Source organism: Kitasatospora sp. NPDC051914 (assembly GCF_040680995.1).
Lineage (GTDB): Bacteria > Actinomycetota > Actinomycetes > Streptomycetales > Streptomycetaceae > Kitasatospora.
In genome coordinates this window covers 1-16,417 of the sequence record NZ_JBFAXX010000035.1, presented here as the reverse complement: position 1 = coordinate 16,417, position 16,417 = coordinate 1, and the positions used below count along the sequence as shown (strand labels likewise).

Sequence of the window (16,417 nt, the reverse complement as noted above, 5' to 3'; positions counted from 1 at the left end):
GCGGTCAGTTGACCTTGCGCTCCCGCCCCGCCCAGTACGGCTCGCGCAGCCGGAACTTCTGCAGCTTGCCGGTGGCCGTCCGGGTGAGCTCGGTGCGGAACTCCACCGAGGTCGGCGCCTTGTAGCCGGCCAGCCGCTGCTTGCAGTGCGCGATCAGCTCGGCCTCCTCGGCCTTCGAGCCGTCCCGGAGCACCACCAGCGCCTTGATGGTCTCGCCCCACTTCTCGTCGGGAACGCCGATCACCGCGACCTCGGCGACCGCGGGGTGGCCGTACAGGCAGTCCTCGACCTCGATCGAGGAGACGTTCTCGCCGCCGGTGATGATGACGTCCTTCTTGCGGTCGGAGACGGTGAGGTAGCCGTCGGTGAGGGTGCCGCCGTCACCGGTGTGGAACCAGCCGTCCTGCAGGGCGGCCGCGGTCTCGTCCGGGCGCTCCCAGTAGCCGTCCAGCACGGTGTTGGAGCGGACCAGCACCTCGCCCTCCTCGTCCACCCGCACGGTGGAGCCGAGCGCGGGCGCTCCGGCCTGCACCAGCTTCTCCGCCCGCTCGGCGGGCGACAGGACGTCCCACTCGGCGCGGGTGCGGTTGACGGTGAGCACCGGGGAGGTCTCGGTCAGCCCGTAGAGCTGCATGAACTCCCAGCCGAGCTCGGCCTCGACGCGCTGCACCACGGAGGTGGGCGGCGGTGCGCCGGCCACCACCATCCGCACCCGGTCCCGGCCGGGGACGGGCCCGTCCCAGGTCTCCGCGGCGGAGAGCACGGCGGCGACCACGGCCGGTGCGCCGCACAGCAGGGTCACCCCGTGCTGCTCGACCCGGCGCAGGATCTCGGCGCCGTCCACCTTGCGCAGCACGACGTGCTGCCCGCCGAGCCCGGTGAGCACGTACGGCATGCCCCAGCCGTTGGCGTGGAACATCGGCAGCGTGTGCAGGTAGACGTCCCGGTCACAGACGCCGAAGTGCAGGCCCATCAGCGCGGCGTTCAGCCACAGGTTGCGGTGGGTGAGCCGGACTCCCTTGGGACGGGCGGTCGTTCCGCTGGTGTAGTTGATGGTGGCGGTGTCCGACTCGGCGAGCGGGTGCCGCACCGGCTCGCGGTCGAAGGCGTACAGCTCGCGGTCGCTCTCCTCACCGAGCACGAACCTGTGCCGGGCGGGCACCCCGGCCAGCGCGTCCGCCACCTCGGGGTCGGTCAGCAGCACCGAGGCGCCGCTCTGCTCGACGATGTACGCGACCTCCTCGGCCTTCAGCCGGAAGTTGACCGGGACCAGCACCCGGCCGAAGCCGCTCACCCCGTAGAAGGAGGTCAGCAGGCGGGCCGAGTTCTGCGAGACGACGGCCACCCGCTCGCCGGGGCCGACGCCCAGCCGGTCGAGGCCGGCCGCCTGGGCACGGGCCAGTTCGGCCATCCTGCGGTAGCTCACCTCGCCCCAGGAGGCGGCCGGCTGGGACGGCTCGTCGACGATCCCGACCCGGTCGCCGTAGACCAGCTCGGCGCGGTCGAGGAAGTCCATGACGGAGAGTGGTGTCTGCATGGGGTCACTGTGCCCGCCCCCGCCGCCGTCCGGACACCCCCGATCGGGGGTGTTGACCGGAACGGAGTACCCCGGCCACGGGTCCCCCACCAGGGGCGACCACCCGAGTGCCTCTGGGAGACGATCTCCAGGAGCCGCTGCGGCGCCGCGCGTCGCACGTCCTGGCGGCGGACGTGGACCGATGCTGGGGGTGGGAGCGGCGGCGTACGGAGAGGCGGGCACACCATGGCGAGGATCGCGGTCTTCGGTGCCAACGGGTCGATCGGCCGGTGCATCGCCACCGAGGCGCTGTCACGCGGCCACCGGGTGACCGCGGCGGTCCGCGATCCCGCCCGCTACCAGGGGCTCAGCCCGGAGGTCGCCCGCGGCGACGTGCTGCACGCCGAGGACGTCGCCCGGATCGCCGAGGGGCACGACGTGCTGGTGAGCGCGGTCGGCGGCGGGGACGGTCCGGGCGCCCGCCGGCTGATCGAACCGGCCGCCCGGGCCCTGGTCGCAGGCCTGCGGGCGCTGGGCTCGGCCGCCCCGCGGCTGATCGTCGTCGGCGGCGCGGGCAGCCTGGAGACCGCGCCCGGCGTCTGCGTCTGGGACACCCCGGGCCTGCCCGCCGACGTGCAGCAGATGATGCACGCGCACGGCGAGGCGCTCGCCTACCTGCGCACCGTCGCCGATCTGTACTGGACGGTGCTCAGCCCCGCCGCGGACCTCCTCCCCGGCGAGCGCACCGGCAGCTACCGGACGGACACCGACCGGCTGCTGGTCGACGCCGAGGGCCGCAGCGCCATCAGCATCCCGGACTTCGCGGTGGCCGTGGTGGACGAGATCGAGCAGCCCGCGCACATCGGCGAGCGCTTCACCTGCGCCCACTGAGGACCCGCGGTGCGGCTCCGGTCAGCCGAGTTGGACGGAGCGCTTGGCGAGCCCCATCCAGAAGCCGTCGATCACGCTGCGCTGGGCGCCCAGGTCGGCCTCACCGGCGCCGAGGGTGACGAACAGCGGGGCGAAGTGCTCGGTGCGGGGGTGGGCGAAGCGGCCGGCCGGGGCCTTGTGCTCGAAGTCGAGCAGCGCGTCGACGTCCTTCGCCTCCAGGGCGCGGCGGCCCCAGTCGTCGAACTCGGCCATCACCGAGGACACCCGGCCGTCGGTGCTCAGCGCCCGCAGGTTGTGGGTGAAGAAGCCGCTGCCGACGATCAGCACGCCCTCGTCGCGGAGCGGGGCGAGCCTGCGGCCGATCTCCATCAGCCGCTGCGGGTCCAGGGTGGGCAGCGAGACCTGCAGGACGGGGATGTCGGCGTCGGGGTACATCTCGACCAGCGGCACGTACGCGCCGTGGTCCAGCCCGCGGTCCGGGATGTCCTGCACGGGCATGCCTGCGGTGCGCAGCAGCTTGCGGACGCCGTCGGCGAGGGCGGGCGCGCCCGGCGCCGCGTACTGCACCCGGTAGTAGTGCTCGGGGAAGCCCCAGAAGTCGTGGACCAGCGGCACGGTGGTGGTGGCGCCCAGCGCGAGCGGGGCCTCCTCCCAGTGGGCGGAGACCATGAGGATCGCGGTGGGCCGGGGCAGGTCGGCGGACCAGGCGGCGAGCTGGCCGGGCCAGACCGGGTCGTCGGCCAGCGGCGGGGCGCCGTGCGAGAGGTAGAGGGCGGGCATGCGCTCGGGGGCTGCGGTGCTCATGGTGGTCGTCCTCCGTGGCGGGTCTCACCGGTGGTTCAAATTTTAACCACCTGGTGTCGACGGTACACCCTCATTCAAATTTGAACAACCGCGGTAGGATCGACCCATGGACGAACCCCGTTGGCTGAACGAGAACGAGATGGCCGCCTGGCGCGGCTTCGTCGCCGCCACCAACCTGGTCGCCCGCCACCTGGAGCGCCAGCTCAAGGAGGACGCCGGCCTCTCGCACACCCAGTACGAGATCCTCGTCCAGCTCTCCGCCGCCCCCGACGGCTCCCTGCGGATGACCGACCTGGCCGACCGGCTGCTCACCTCCAAGAGCGGCCTCACCTACCAGGTCGGCCAGCTGGAGCGCAGCGGCCTGGTCTCCCGGCGCTCCTGCCCCAGCGACGTGCGCGGCGTCTTCGCCGAGATCACCGACCAGGGCTGGGAGGCGCTGCGCGCCGCGGCGCCCGGCCATGTCGCCGCCGTCCGCGAGGCCCTGATCGACGTCCTCACCCCCGCCCAGCTGACCGCGCTCGCCGACAGCCTCGGCACCGTGGCGAACCGCCTCCGCTGCCGCGGCGACCGGCCCGGCGACTGACCTTTCGGCCGGACCGGCGGATCAGACGGCGTCGAGCGCGACCTCGGTGGCCTTGATCAGCGCGATGACGGGCGTGCCGGCGGTCAGGCGCAGTTCGTCGGCGGCGTCCGCGGTGATGGCCGCGGTCAGCTCCACCCCGCCCTCGGCGCTGATCCGCACGCCCGCCATGGCGGGGCCGACGGTGACCTCGGTGACCGTGCCGGGCAGCCGGTTGCGGATGCTCAGCCCGCTGATCGGACCGGTGGCCAGGGCGACCTCGGTGGCCTTGACCAGGGCGTGCACCGCACTGCCGGTCTCCAGGCCGAGGTCGCGGACGGCCTCGGTGGTGACGGCGGCGGTGAGCTCCACGCCCTCCGACACGGCCACGCGCACGGTGGCCATCACGGCGCCGGTGGTGACACCGACGACGGTGCCGGGGATGCGGTTGCGGATGCTGAGGCTCACGGACTTCTTCCTTGCGCAGACAGGGGCGGGCTGTGCGAAACGGACGGGACGTCAACCGACGGCTGCGGCGCGGACGCAGAGCACGTCCGGCAGGTGAGAGGTGATCAGCGACCAGTGGTCGCCCTCGTCCGCGCTGCCGTAGACCTCGCCGTTGCGGTTGCCGAAGTACACGCCGGCCGGGTCGGCGTCGTCGGTGCACAGGGCGTCCCGCAGCACCACCCCGTAGTGGGGTTCGCCCGGCAGGCCGTCCGAGAGCGGCTGCCAGGTCCCGCCGGCGTCCCGGGTGCGGAAGATCCGGCAGCGGTGGCCGACCGGGAGGCGGGCGTAGTCCGCGTCGAGCGGGAAGAGGTAGGCGGTGCCGCCGGTGCGGGGGTGGGTGGCCAGGCCGAAGCCGAAGACCGCGGGGAGGTCGCCGCCGATGTCCGTCCAGCCGGCGCCGCCGTCGTCGCTGCGGTACACGCCGCCGTGGTTCTGCAGGTAGAGGCGGTCCGGGTCGCCGGCGTCCCGGGCGACCTTGTGCACGCACTGCCCGAACTCCGGGTACTGGTCGGGCAGGAACTCGGCCCGGATGCCGTGGTTGGCGGGCGACCAGCTCTCCCCGCCGTCCTCGGTGCGGTAGACGCCGCCGGTGGAGACGGCGACCGTCACGGCCTGCGCGTCGCGCGGGTCGGGGAGCACGGTGTGCATGCCCTGGCCGCCGAAGCCGGCGTTCCACTCGGGGCGCTGCGGGTGGTCCCAGAGCGCCCGGACGAGTTCGAAGGTCTCGCCCCGGTCGGTGGAGCGGAACAGCGCGGCCGGCTGCGTCCCGGCGTACACCACGCCCGGCGCCTCGTCGCCGGCCGGCTGCAGCTGCCAGACCCGCTCCAGCGAGGTGCCGGTGTCCTCGGGGAAGCGCACCGCGGGCCGAACCGGCTCCTGCCAGCTCGCACCGAGGTCGTCGGACCACCACACGGAGGGCCCCCAGTGGCTGGAGTCCGCGCCCACCAGCAGCCGTACGGCGCCGTCGCGGCGGTCGACCGCCAGCGAGTAGACGGCGTTCATCGCGAAGTGCGGGCCGGTGAACTCCCACTTCTCGCGGTCGGAACTCCGGCCCAGGAACAGGCCCTTCCGAGTCCCGACGGCCAACAGCACCTCGGTCATGCAGCACCATCCGGTGAACGATCGCGGCCCCCGCGCCAGTCTCCTCCGGGCCCGGTGCGGGTGCACGTCACCGCGCCGGGCGGCCGGCCGGCGCCGTCGCCGGGACGGGCGGACCCCGCCCCGAGTGCGCGACAGGTGCACGGCGGTCCCCGGGAGGGGCGCTCCCGGTCACTTCCCGTCGCGCCAGGCCTCCAGCAGCCGCAGCCACACCTCGCTCACCGTCGGGTAGGCGGGCACCGCGTGCCAGAGCCGGGAGACCGGCACCTCGCCGACCACGGCGACGGTCGCCGAGTGCAGCAGTTCGGCGACGGCCGGGCCGACGAAGGTCGCCCCGACCACCACCTCCCGGTCGAGGTCGACGACCAGCCGGGCACGCCCGCGGTACCCGTCCGCGTACAGCCTCGCCCCGGCGACCGCGCCGAGGTCGTGGTCGACGGCGCGGACCCGCAGCCCGGCCTCCTCGGCGGCGGCCAGGGTGAGGCCGACGGAGGCGGCCTCCGGCTCGGTGAAGACGGCCTGCGGCGCCCCCGCGGTGTCCGCACTCGCGCTGTGCGTGCCCCAGCGGGCGGTGTCGAGCCGCTCGCCGCGGGCCCGCGCGGCGATCGCGGCCCCGGCGATCCGCGCCTGGTACTTGCCCTGGTGGGTCAGCAGCGCCCGCCGGTTCAGGTCGCCCGCCGCGTACAGCCAGTCGCCGGGCACCCCGTCGACCGTGCAGCTGTCGTCGACGGCCGGCCAGGAGCCGGGCTCCAGACCGATGCGCTCCAGCCCCAGGTCGCCGGTGTTGGGGCGGCGCCCGGTGGCGTACAGCACCTGGTCGGTCTCGATCTCGGACCCGTCGGCGAGGGTGAGCACCACCCCGCCGTCCCGCCGCACGGCGACGACCTCGGCGTGCCGCACCCGGACGCCGGCGGCCTCCAGCCCGTCCGCGACCAGCTCGCCGGCGAAGGGCTCCATCCGGCCGAGCAGCCTGCCGCGGGCCAGCAGCACCACCTCGCTGCCGAGGGACCGCCAGGCCGCCGCCATCTCCACCGCGACCACGCCGCCGCCGACCACCGCCAGCCGCCGCGGGACGTCCTGCGCGGAGGTGGCCTCCCGGCTCGTCCACGGGTCGGCCTCGGCGAGCCCCGGCACCTCGGGCAGGGCGGGCGAGCTGCCGGTGCACAGCGCCACCGCATGGCGGGCCGTCAGGACGCGCCCGCCGTCGACCTGCACGGCTCGCTCGCCGACCAGTCGGCCGTGGCCGCGCACCAGGTCGATGCCGGCGCCGTCCAGCCACGCCACCTGGTCGTCGTCGTTCCAGTGGTCGGCGAAGGCGTCCCGGCGGGCCAGCACCGCGGCCGCGTCCAGGCCGTCGCCGACCGACACCCCGGCCATCGCCCGCGCGTGGGCGGCCGCCGAGTGCGGGCGCAGCAGCGCCTTGCTGGGCATGCACGCCCAGTACGAGCACTCGCCGCCGACCAGCCGGCTCTCCACCAGCACGGTGCGCAGGCCGGCCGCGGCCGTCCGGTCGGCCAGGTTCTCGCCGGTCGAGCCCCCGCCGACCACCACCACGTCGTACTCGTCCGTCTGCGCCACGTGTGCCCTCGCTTCCGCTCGCCGCCGTCCGGCCCGGGCTCATCCTGCCCCCTGCCGGCGCACGGCGCCGGTTCGCCGCGCCCTCGGACCGCCGTGTCCTCAGATCACCGCCTTCGCGAGCCCGTCCTGCTCCTGCCGGTCCTGACCCGGCCCCCGCATCAGCCGCTGCGGGCGCCGCACCAGGAGGTAGCCGAGCCCGGCCAGGGTGACCGCGCCGGTGCCGAGCAGCGCCGCCCACACCTGGTACCAGGGGGCGCCGGGCGGTGCCAGCAGGGCGCGCGGCCAGCAGATGTTGACCACCTCCAGGCCCGTCCACAGCACCGCGAGCACATTCAGCGGCGTGCCCCAGCGGCCGTACGAGACCTCGCCCGCAGGGCGCCAGGTGCCGCGCAGCCGGGCGGCCAGGGCGACCGCGGTGAGCAGGAAGAAGGGGAGGAAGGTGGCCGCGGTGCCGAAGGCGATCAGCGAGCCGATCGCGGTGGACTCCAGGCCCAGCGGCAGCGCCGCACTGCTGACCAGGGTGGCGGCGACCAGGCCGCCGATCGGCGCTCCGTGCCGGTTGACCTTCCGCACCTGCGCGGAGAACGGGAACACCCCGTCGCGGGCGAGCGAGTACAGACCGCGGGCGGCGCCGCCCTGCGAGGCCATCAGACAGGCGGTGAAGCTGATCAGCACCACCAGCACGAAGGGCTTCGCCGACCAGTCGCCGAAGCCGGCGGTGACCGCGGTGGTGACCGGGTCGAGGTCGGTGCCGGCGACCACCGCCGCAGGGTCCGGGTGGGCCAGCGGCACGGCGACGGCATTGAGGATCACCACCAGGCCGACGCCGAGCAGCGACCAGCGCATCGCCCGCGGCACCTGGCGGGCCGCGTCCTTGGTCTCCTCCGCGGTGGAGACGCAGGCGTCGAAGCCGATGAACGCCCAGCCGCCGACGGCGACCACCGCCAGGAAGGAGAGCAGCGGGCCCGTGCCGGTGGCCGCCGGGGCACCCAGCGTGTCGGTGAGCAGCCCGAGCCCGTGCTTGCGGAAGAACAGCAGCAGGGCCAGGCCCACCAGCACCGAGGCGACGGCCTCCGCCGCGATCCCCAGCGAGACGAACCGGCGCAGCAGGTTGATCCCGTACGCGTTGACCAGGGTGCAGAACAGCATGAAGCCGAACGCGGTCAGCACCAGCTGCGCCGGGGTCGGGGTCGCGCCGAACAGCGCGAAGAACCAGGGCGCCGCCAGGTAGGCGACCGTGGTGTTGGCGAACATCACCGCGAACTGCCACAGCCAGCCGGTCAGCCAGGCGAACGACGGCCCGGCGAGGCGCCGGCTCCACTGGTAGGCGCCGCCCGCCAGCGGCCACTGCGAGGCGAGCTCGGAGTACACGCAGACCACCAGCAGCTGGCCGAGCAGGCAGACCGGCAGCGCCCACACCCAGGCGCCGCCGGCCACGCCGATGCCGACCTGGGCGACGGCGTACAGGCCGACGACGGGGGAGACGACGGCGAAGCCCATGGAGATGTTGCCGAGGACCCCGAGGCTGCGCCGCAGCTCCTGCCGGTAGCCGAGGGCCTCGAGCCGTTCGGCGTCCGAGGGGCCGGGGGTGCCGGGTCCGCCGGGGCCGTCCGTGCTGCCGGGGCTGCCGGGTCTGTGCGGTCGTGGGGGAGTGGTCGTCATGCGGTCCGCCTTACCGTTGCCGAGCCGAAAACTAACTTAGTTAGTTAGGGACCGTAGCCCGAACCGGCCGGTAGCGGAAGGGACCGACACCAGGCTGTAACGTGGCCGCTCGACCGGGACGCGCGAACAGAGGACGGGACACGTGGGGCGACCGACCAGGCCGCTGCTCAGCAGGGCGGTCATCGCACGGGCCGCCCTGGACGTCGTCGACGCCACCGGCCCCGACGGCCTCACCATGCGCGCCCTCGCCGACCGCCTCGGCGTCAAGGCCGCCTCGCTCTACAACCACGTCTCCGGCAAGGACGACCTCCTCGACGACCTCGCCGAACTGGTCAACGCCGAGATCGACCTCGCCCCGCTCGACGATCCCGACTGGCGCCGCGGCCTCGCCCGCTACGCCCACGGCTACCGGGCCGTCTTCCTGCGCCACCCCAACACCATCGCGCTGCTCGCCCGCCGCCGCGTCGAGGCCGACCGCCAGCTGCTCACCTACGACGCCCTGCTCGCCGCCCTCGCCCGGGCGGGCCTCGACCCCGCCGACGCCGCCGAGGCCGCCGCCGCCCTGGACTACCTCGTCCTCGGCTCGGCCCTGGAGACGTTCACCGCCGGCTTCACCCGCGACGCCGCCGACTACCGCCCCCGCCACCCCGCACTCGCCGACGCCCTCACCGCCTCCGCCGCCCGCGGCCCCGGACTCGACGACCGAGGCTTCGACCTCGCCCTCCGGCTCCTCCTGAACGGCCTCGGGCGCCCATGAGGGGCGGGCACGGGGAACTGTGCAATTCGGATGTGTGCCGCCTTATGGGATCGCGGCTTGCCCGTGCTGTCGTGAAGCGCGTCTGCGCCCCGTAGTGCAGCGGCGCCCCCGGGTCACCGACCCGGGGGCGCCGCTGCACTACGTGATCGCGTGCTCAGGACCGCGCCGCGGCCTCCGCCTCGGCGCGGGCCTTCGCCACCTTCTCGTGCACCTCGGCCATGTCGAGCTTCCGGGCCTGGGCGATCAGGTCCTCCAGCGCGGGCTCGGGCAGCGCGCCGGGCTGCGCGAAGACCAGCACGCCCTCGCGGATGATCGCCAGCGTCGGGATCGACTGCACGTCGAACGCCGCCGCCAGCTCCTGCTGGGCCTCGGTGTCGACCTTCGCGAAGACGAGGTCGGGGTGCCGCTCGGCGGCCTTCTCGAAGATCGGGCCGAACATCCGGCACGGGCCGCACCAGGCCGCCCAGAAGTCGATCAGAACGAAGTCCTTGCCCTCCGGACCGGGAACGATCGCGTCGAAGTTCTCCGTGGTCAGCTCGACCGTGCTCATCTGCCCTACCTGCCCTTCGGAAGTGTTCCGGTGGCGTCAACCCGGTCCGCCGCCGAGGTATTCCGAAGATTTTTCCTCCGCGTTGAGTCGATCCGGCGCCGCAGCCGTATTCACCGGTGCGGGCGCGGGGAGAGCGCCCGGACACACCGGACTCACACCGTGGGGGAATCAGCCATGCCCGACATCCGCCGTACCGCCCTGCTCGCCGCCTCCGCCGCCGCCGTGATCGCCCTGGTCACCGCCTGCGAATCCGACGGCTACGGCAGCAACAACGCGGGCGGGACCACCGCCCCGGCCGCGAGCTCGCCCGCCGCGCCGAACAGCCCGTCGGAGCAGTCCCCGACCTCCCCGGCGCCCGCCGGCGGCGGTACGGGGCTGCAGACCGCGACCTCCTCGACGCTCGGCACCATCGTCACCGACGGCAGCGGCTACACGCTCTACCGCTTCGACAAGGACACCGCCAAGCCGCCGGTCTCCAACTGCAACGGAGAGTGCGCCAAGCTCTGGCCGCCCGTGATGGCGAGCGACAACCCGCAGCTCAAGGGCATCGACGCCAAGCTGGTCTCCACCGTCACCCGTGCCGACGGGAGCAAGCAGGTCACCCTGAACGGCTGGCCGCTCTACCGCTACACCCCCGACACCAAGCCCGGCGACACCAAGGGCCAGGGCGTCGGCGGTATCTGGTGGGCCGTCACCCCGACCGGTGCCAAGGCGGCGGCCGCCGCCTCGCCCGCCACCGGCGGCTACGGCTACTGACACCCGACGGCACTGCGGGCCCGGTCGGGGGGCGGGTGCGGCGCGGGCGCCCGCGCCGCACCCACCACCGTTATCGACAGGAACCGTCCCCGACTTGAGGGCCTCGAGGGCCGCGGCGTCCCCGGATCTTCCGGGGCGCCGCCCCTCCGACCCGTCCCGATCCGTCCCGACCCGGGGCAACGTCTCGACCTGGAGGTGCGCGTGCGCAAGGATGGCGCCGTGACCGAGCATCCGTACCGTCGGAGGGCGGGCGCCGGAGGTCCGCCGTCCGACGGCGGCCCGGCCGCGGCGCCGGACGAGGAACTGATGCGTGCCCTGTACCGGGACCACGCGGGCCCGCTGTTCGGCTTCGTGCTGCGCCTGGTGGGCGGCGACCGGCAGCGGGCCGAGGACGTGGTGCAGGAGACGCTGGTCCGCGCCTGGCGCAACATCCACCGCCTGGACGACACCGCCACCGGCTCCCTGCGCCCGTGGCTGGTGACGGTGGCCAGACGGATCGTGATCGACGGCCACCGCAGCAGCATGGCCCGCCCGCGGGAGGTCGACCCCGCGCCGCTGGAGCTGCTGCCCGCCGAGGACGAACTCGAGAAGGCACTGCGGCTGATGACCATCTCCGACGCGCTGGACGACCTGACCGACGCGCACCGCGAGGTCATCGTCGAGACGTATCTCAAGGGACGTACCGTCAACGAGGCCGCCGCGGAACTCGGTATTCCCGCGGGTACGGTCAGGTCGCGCATCTTCTACGGGCTGCGCGCCCTGAAGATCGCGCTGGAGGAGCGAGGAGTGACATCGTGACGTCGCACCACGGGCAGCACGTCGACGTCGGCGCGTACATCCTCGGTGTCCTCGACCCGGAGGACCTCGAGCGCTTCGAGGTGCACCTCGCCGGCTGCGCGGTGTGCGCCGCCGAGATCGACGAACTCTCCGGCGTGGCACCGCTGCTGGCGGAACTCGCCGATGCCGGGCCGGTGGCCGCGCCGCCGTCCCCACAACTGCTGGACCGGCTGGTCGGCGAGGTCTCCGCGACCCGGAGGCGCAGCCGCGTGCGCCGACTGGCGCTGGTCGCCGCCGCGGCGGTGCTGGTGGTCGGCGGCCCGCTGGCCACCCTGGCTGCGACCGGCGGTGACGACCACACGCCGCCGCCGGCCGCGGTCGCGCAGTTCGCCGCCACCGATCCGGCCACCGGTGTCTCCGCGCACGTCGGCGTCGAGCCGAAGAAGTGGGGCAGCAGCATCAGCCTGTCGCTGTCCAACGTGACCGGGCCGAAGAACTGCGACCTGGTCGCGGTCTCCCGGACCGGCGAGCGGCAGACGGTCACCACCTGGGCGGTGCCTGCCACCGGCTACGGCACCGAGGCACTGCAGACCACCGGCGGTGCGGCCCTCGCCCCGGGCGACATCGACCACTTCGAGGTCCGCACCCTCGACGGCAACCAGTTGCTGGTCTCCGTTCCCGCGAAGAGCGCCTGACGCCTCCTCGTCCGACCCCCTGCTCCGCCCCGACCGGTACCGCGCCCCGGCCGGGGCGGCCGTGCGGGTGAGCACGCTGGGCCGGGGCGGTCAGGCCGGGGCGAAGGTGCGGTGCAGCAGGGCGGTGATCCCGGCCGGGTCGGCCGGGTGGACGCGGCCGGCGAGGTAGCCGTCCGGGCGCACCAGGAAGGCCTCGGAGTCGCGGGCCCCGTACGCGGTGCGGAACTCGTCCAGGCCGTCGCGCACGGCCGGGACGGCGAGCCCGTCCGCGGCGCTGCCGGGGGCCAGCACGGCGTACACGTCGAGTTCGCCGCGGGCCGCCTCGCGGGCGGCCTCGGCGCAGGCGGCCGGCAGGCCGTCGGCCGCGTCGGGGCCCAGGTACAGCAGCAGGGTGTGGTCGGGGCTGCGGAGCAGGTCGAAGAGCCGCTGGGGGAAGGCCACGAGGGCCTGGACGAGACCGCGGCAGTCCGGCGCCCGGTCGCCGGGCCGGACGGGGAGGCCCGCGGCGCCGTCCGCCGCGTCCGGGCCGAGCAGCGGGCTGTCCGGGTAGCCGACCAGTAGTTGGGCCTCGCGGCGCAGCACGCCCTCCGTGCTGCGGCCGTCCGAGCCGATGCCCTGCCTGGCGTGCCGGACGGTGCGGCCGACGACCTCCTCGCCGATCGGGTGCCGTTCGGCGTGGTAGCTGTCGAGGAGGGCGTCCCCGGCGGCGCCGCGCAGCACCAGGGCGAGTTTCCAGGCCAGGTTGTACGCGTCCTGGATACCGGTGTTCATGCCCTGGGCGCCGGTCGGCGGGTGGATGTGCGCCGCGTCCCCGGCGACGAACACCCGTCCCGCCCGGTAGCGGTCGGCCAGCCGGTGGCTGATCCGGAACACCGAGGACCAGCGCAGGGCCGAGACGGTCGCCGGCCGCGGCGACAGCCGGTCGACGACGGCCTGGAGGTGTTCCACGCCGGGCAGCCCGCCGGCGTCGAGGCCGTGCGCGATCCCGTCCGGGCCGCTCGCGTCCCGCACCAGCTCGGGGGCGGCGACCGCCGTCACCCGGTAGCGGCCCCGTCCGGGCAGCGGGATCGCCACCAGCGCGTCGTCGGGCGCGCCGTCCGGGAGGTGCCGCACCGCCCGCACCGCGTACCCCTCGGGCACGTCCCAGTCGAGCTCCACGTCGCCGAGCATGTACGACTCGGTGAAGGCGCCGCCCCCGAAGCCCAGCCCGAGGCCCTTGCGCACCCGGCTGTGGGCGCCGTCGCAGCCCACCAGGTAGCGGCAGCGGACGCGTTCCGTCCCGGCCGGCGTCTGCAGCACGGCGTCGACCCCGTCGGCGTCCTGCTCGAAGGAGAGCAGCTCGCAGCCGCGCTCCACCCGGGTGCCGTACCCCTCCAGGTGCCCGGTGAGCAGGTCCTCGGTGGTGTACTGCGGCAGCGCGGCGAAGCCGTACGGCACGTCGGGCGGCAGCCGTAGCTCGATCCGCGGCTGCTCCAGGCCGTCGATCCAGCTCAGCTGGCCGCGCAGCGGTACGGCGGCGGCGAGCGCCTGCCGGGCCAGGCCCATGGTGTCCCAGATCTCCAGGGTGCGGGGCTGGACGCCGACGGCCTTGGCGTAGCGGTGCGGTAAGGCCAGCCGGTCGACGATCCGGCAGTCGGCGCCGTGCCGCCGCAGCTCCGCGGCGGCCGTGAGCCCGACCGGCCCGGCCCCGACCACCAGTACGTCCGTGTCCACCATGGCCCGACTCCCTCTGCCGCGGGCGTGCTCCGCCTCCCAGCGTGCGCATCCCGCGGCGTCCGCTGCCACTCGCGGCGGGCGGGTGTGCACAGGAGCTGCCTTCGAACGGCACTCGGCTCGTTCAGGGTGCGGGGCTGCGGGCCGTGATCCTGCGCAGGGTGCGGCCGCAGTGCCGGGCGTAGAGCCGCTGGAGGAGCGGGACCAGCGGGCCGGCGAGGCGGGTGAGGAGGGTGCCGGGCCGGCTGAAGGCGGTGACGGTGAACCGGACGGTGCCGTCCGCGGCGAGCTCGACGACGAACGACTCCTCGCCGCACTCCGGGTGGCCGGCCAGGGTGCCGTAGGCGAAGCCCGCGCGGCGGGGCTCGTCGACGGCCCAGACGACCTCGCAGGGCGCGGTGACCCGCACCGAGCCGACCCCGATCGTGCAGGTCACTCGGACACCGGCGGCAGCCTTCGGCGCATCGGCGGTGATCCGGACCCCGGCCGCCCGGTGCATCAGCCAGGTGGTGACCGCCTGCCCCGCCACCGCGAAGTCTTCCGGCCCGCGGCCGACCGTGGTGCGGTGGTGCAGGTAGTGGTAGCCGGCCGGGAGCTGGCCGGTGCCTGCGGTTGCCCCGACCTCCGGGTAGGTGAAGCTCATGCGCGGGGCCTCCTGAAGTCGAACTGAACGCGTTCAAGATAGCCGGTGCCCGGCCCGGCCGGGCGCACACCGGAGGGGAGGGAGGCCGCGCCGCCCGGGTCGTGTTGGCGGGGTTCCGGGCCGCGGCGCACGCTGGAGGGGAAACCCCAGGAGGTGTCCGCCATGATGCACACACTCGTCGGATGGCACATCGAGTTGGAGTTCCAGGAGGAGGGCGACCGGACGAAGGCGGTCGCGCTCGTCCGGCTCTCCGACGGCACCGAGGTGCGCTCGCACGGCTTCAGCACCCGGCACCACGCCGACAGTCCGCAGCCCAGGGTGGGCGAGGAGGTCGCCGGCGCGCGGGCGCTCAACGACCTGGCCATGCAGTTGCTCACCAAAGCCCACGGCGAACTGAAGGAGGGCGCCGCAGCCTCCGACCGCCCGCTGATGTAGCCCCCGGCACCCGCGGCCCGGCCGGGGCGCCGCACCCCGGCCGGGCCGCCGCGGCGCTGCCCGGTGCTACCCGGCGGCGCCGACCGCCGGTCCGGGTCCTGCCGCGGGTGCACCCTCGTTCCCGGCCGCCGCACCCGCGGACGGCCGGGAACGCTCCGCCAGCCGCACCGCGGGCCCGGTCGCCGCGCCCGCCAGGGCGAACAGCCCGCCCAGGACCAGCCAGCCCGCCGTGCCGCCGCCCAGCACCAGCGAGGTGAGCAGCACCGGCCCGACCATCCGCGCCACCGCCGTCCCGGTGCCGTAGAAGCCCTGGTACTGGCCCTGCCGGTCGGCCGGGGCCAGCCCGAAGCCGATCTCCCAGGAGCCGGCGGCCAGCATCATCTCCCCGGCCACCTGCAGCGCCGCCGCCAGCAGCAGCACGGCCGCCGCCGTCCACGGGGAGGTGCCCGACGAGGACGCCGCGAACGCGGCACAGCACGCCAGCAGCAGCACCCCGGCCCACCGGACGTACCGGGCGGCCGAGGCGAGCCCGTCCACCCCGCGCGCCACCCGTACCTGGCAGACCACCACGGTCAGCGTGTTCAGCACCAGCAGTGCGGCCGTCAGCCAGTCCGGTGCCGCCGTCCGCCCGACGATCCACAGCGGCACGATCAGCGACAGCAGCGGCATGTAGAGCAGCATCACGGTGTTCAGCAGCGCCAGCAGGGCGTACGGCCGGTCGCGCAGCACGGCCAGCCGAGGCTCGCCCGCCACCACGGCCGCCGGTGCCACCGACGGCAGCCGCGACAGCAGCACCGCCGCGGCGAGGAAGCTCAGCGCGTCCACCGCCAGCACCGCCCGGTACGCGGCCGGGGTGTCCAGGTGCAGGGCCGCGCCGCCCATCGCCGCGCCCACCGCGAGGCCCGCGTTGACCGTCGACTGCAGGTAGGCGCGGACCTCCGTCCGCCGGTCCGGCTCCACCAGCCCGGCCAGCAGCGCCTGGCGGGCGGCGGACAGGCCGCTCTGCGCGCAGCCGTACAGCAGCGCACCCGCCAGGAACACCCCGAACGAGCCGGCCGCCAGCAGGACGCCCACCGCCGCGGAGGTGGCGACGGCCAGCAGCACCGCCACGCCGCGCGGCCCGCGTCGGTCGGCGAGGTGCCCGAGCGGCACGCCCACGACGGCGCCGGCCGCCCAGCCGAGCGTCAGCCCGAGGCCGATCTGGGTCGCCGACAGCCCGACGACCCGGGTGAAGTACAGCGCCGAGCAGACCAGGTACGCACCGTCGCCGAGCGCATTGGTCAGCTGGGCGCCCGCCAGCCCGCGGGCCGGGCCCGGGGGCGGCAGCAGTCCTCGGTGCGGCATGGCGCTCCCTCCCCGGCGACGGTCTCCGGGCCGAACCCTAGACGACTGATTCCAAGGGATAGCTGCGCGGACAGCGCGAGGGTGTCCAACCTCAGTTTGTGACGACCGAGACAGACACCCTCGCGACTGCAC

17 protein-coding genes are annotated in these 16,417 nt (G+C 74.8%); 7 read left to right on the top strand and 10 right to left on the bottom strand.

Annotated elements, in window-relative coordinates; translation table 11 throughout:
• Positions 1-4: 4 nt before the first annotated feature.
• The gene (locus AB0M03_RS22900) at positions 5-1,537 is read right to left on the bottom strand and encodes an AMP-binding protein (protein ID WP_363493710.1); all 1,533 of its coding nucleotides are present in this window, start codon (positions 1,535-1,537) and stop codon (positions 5-7) included.
• Between the two features lie 225 nt (positions 1,538-1,762).
• Between AB0M03_RS22900 and AB0M03_RS22895 the strand changes: the two genes are divergently transcribed.
• Entirely contained in the window at positions 1,763-2,407 is a 645-nt protein-coding gene (locus AB0M03_RS22895) for an NAD(P)H-binding protein (protein ID WP_363493708.1), read from the top strand.
• Between the two features lie 21 nt (positions 2,408-2,428).
• Here AB0M03_RS22895 and AB0M03_RS22890 read toward each other — a convergent pair whose 3' ends face one another.
• Positions 2,429-3,211: a class III extradiol ring-cleavage dioxygenase gene (locus tag AB0M03_RS22890; RefSeq protein ID WP_363493706.1), complete on the bottom strand. Its 783-nt coding sequence runs from the start codon at positions 3,209-3,211 to the stop codon at positions 2,429-2,431.
• Positions 3,212-3,317: 106 nt separating this feature from the next.
• Here AB0M03_RS22890 and AB0M03_RS22885 point away from each other — a divergent pair, with 106 nt between their 5' ends.
• Positions 3,318-3,794 carry a MarR family transcriptional regulator gene (locus AB0M03_RS22885; protein ID WP_363493704.1) on the top strand — a complete coding sequence of 159 codons (477 nt, stop codon included), beginning with the start codon at positions 3,318-3,320 and terminating at the stop codon, positions 3,792-3,794.
• A gap of 21 nt (positions 3,795-3,815) precedes the next feature.
• On the opposite strand, the gene AB0M03_RS22880 is transcribed toward AB0M03_RS22885, so the two are convergent.
• The 4 genes from AB0M03_RS22880 to AB0M03_RS22865 all read right to left on the bottom strand — a co-directional run bounded on the left by AB0M03_RS22880 (position 3,816) and on the right by AB0M03_RS22865 (position 8,615).
• A complete protein-coding gene (locus AB0M03_RS22880) occupies positions 3,816-4,238 on the bottom strand; it encodes a TOBE domain-containing protein (RefSeq protein ID WP_363493702.1) in 423 nt (140 codons plus the stop codon).
• A 51-nt stretch (positions 4,239-4,289) separates the two neighbouring features.
• A complete protein-coding gene (locus AB0M03_RS22875) occupies positions 4,290-5,378 on the bottom strand; it encodes a sialidase family protein (protein ID WP_363493700.1) in 1,089 nt (362 codons plus the stop codon).
• A gap of 168 nt (positions 5,379-5,546) precedes the next feature.
• The gene (locus AB0M03_RS22870) at positions 5,547-6,953 is read right to left on the bottom strand and encodes an NAD(P)/FAD-dependent oxidoreductase (protein ID WP_363493698.1); all 1,407 of its coding nucleotides are present in this window, start codon (positions 6,951-6,953) and stop codon (positions 5,547-5,549) included.
• A 99-nt stretch (positions 6,954-7,052) separates the two neighbouring features.
• Positions 7,053-8,615, bottom strand: coding sequence for an APC family permease (locus AB0M03_RS22865; RefSeq protein ID WP_363493696.1), 1,563 nt, complete (start codon positions 8,613-8,615; stop codon positions 7,053-7,055).
• Between the two features lie 142 nt (positions 8,616-8,757).
• On the opposite strand from AB0M03_RS22865, the gene AB0M03_RS22860 reads away from it, so the two are divergent.
• The gene (locus AB0M03_RS22860) at positions 8,758-9,372 is read left to right on the top strand and encodes a TetR/AcrR family transcriptional regulator C-terminal domain-containing protein (RefSeq protein WP_363493694.1); all 615 of its coding nucleotides are present in this window, start codon (positions 8,758-8,760) and stop codon (positions 9,370-9,372) included.
• 154 nt (positions 9,373-9,526) lie between these two features.
• On the opposite strand, the gene trxA is transcribed toward AB0M03_RS22860, so the two are convergent.
• A complete protein-coding gene (gene trxA, locus AB0M03_RS22855; RefSeq protein ID WP_363493692.1) occupies positions 9,527-9,922 on the bottom strand; it encodes a thioredoxin in 396 nt (131 codons plus the stop codon).
• A gap of 174 nt (positions 9,923-10,096) precedes the next feature.
• Between trxA and AB0M03_RS22850 the strand changes: the two genes are divergently transcribed.
• From AB0M03_RS22850 to AB0M03_RS22840, 3 genes are all read left to right on the top strand, one after another.
• Positions 10,097-10,678: a hypothetical protein gene (locus AB0M03_RS22850; RefSeq protein ID WP_363493690.1), complete on the top strand. Its 582-nt coding sequence runs from the start codon at positions 10,097-10,099 to the stop codon at positions 10,676-10,678.
• 201 nt (positions 10,679-10,879) lie between these two features.
• Entirely contained in the window at positions 10,880-11,476 is a 597-nt protein-coding gene (locus AB0M03_RS22845) for a sigma-70 family RNA polymerase sigma factor (RefSeq protein ID WP_363493688.1), read from the top strand.
• The gene (locus AB0M03_RS22840; protein ID WP_363493686.1) at positions 11,473-12,150 is read left to right on the top strand and encodes a zf-HC2 domain-containing protein; all 678 of its coding nucleotides are present in this window, start codon (positions 11,473-11,475) and stop codon (positions 12,148-12,150) included. The genes AB0M03_RS22845 and AB0M03_RS22840 overlap by 4 nt, the downstream gene beginning before the upstream one ends.
• A gap of 90 nt (positions 12,151-12,240) precedes the next feature.
• Here the strand turns inward: AB0M03_RS22840 and AB0M03_RS22835 are convergent, their stop codons facing one another.
• Entirely contained in the window at positions 12,241-13,866 is a 1,626-nt protein-coding gene (locus tag AB0M03_RS22835) for an FAD-dependent monooxygenase (RefSeq protein WP_363493684.1), read from the bottom strand.
• A 121-nt stretch (positions 13,867-13,987) separates the two neighbouring features.
• Positions 13,988-14,506: a DUF1990 domain-containing protein gene (locus AB0M03_RS22830; RefSeq protein ID WP_363493682.1), complete on the bottom strand. Its 519-nt coding sequence runs from the start codon at positions 14,504-14,506 to the stop codon at positions 13,988-13,990.
• A 162-nt stretch (positions 14,507-14,668) separates the two neighbouring features.
• On the opposite strand from AB0M03_RS22830, the gene AB0M03_RS22825 reads away from it, so the two are divergent.
• A complete protein-coding gene (locus AB0M03_RS22825; protein ID WP_363493681.1) occupies positions 14,669-14,941 on the top strand; it encodes a DUF1876 domain-containing protein in 273 nt (90 codons plus the stop codon).
• A 66-nt stretch (positions 14,942-15,007) separates the two neighbouring features.
• Here AB0M03_RS22825 and AB0M03_RS22820 read toward each other — a convergent pair whose 3' ends face one another.
• On the bottom strand, positions 15,008-16,285 hold the full coding sequence (locus tag AB0M03_RS22820; protein ID WP_363493680.1) for an MFS transporter: 1,278 nt from the start codon (positions 16,283-16,285) through the stop codon (positions 15,008-15,010).
• Between the last annotated feature and the right edge of the window lie 132 nt (positions 16,286-16,417).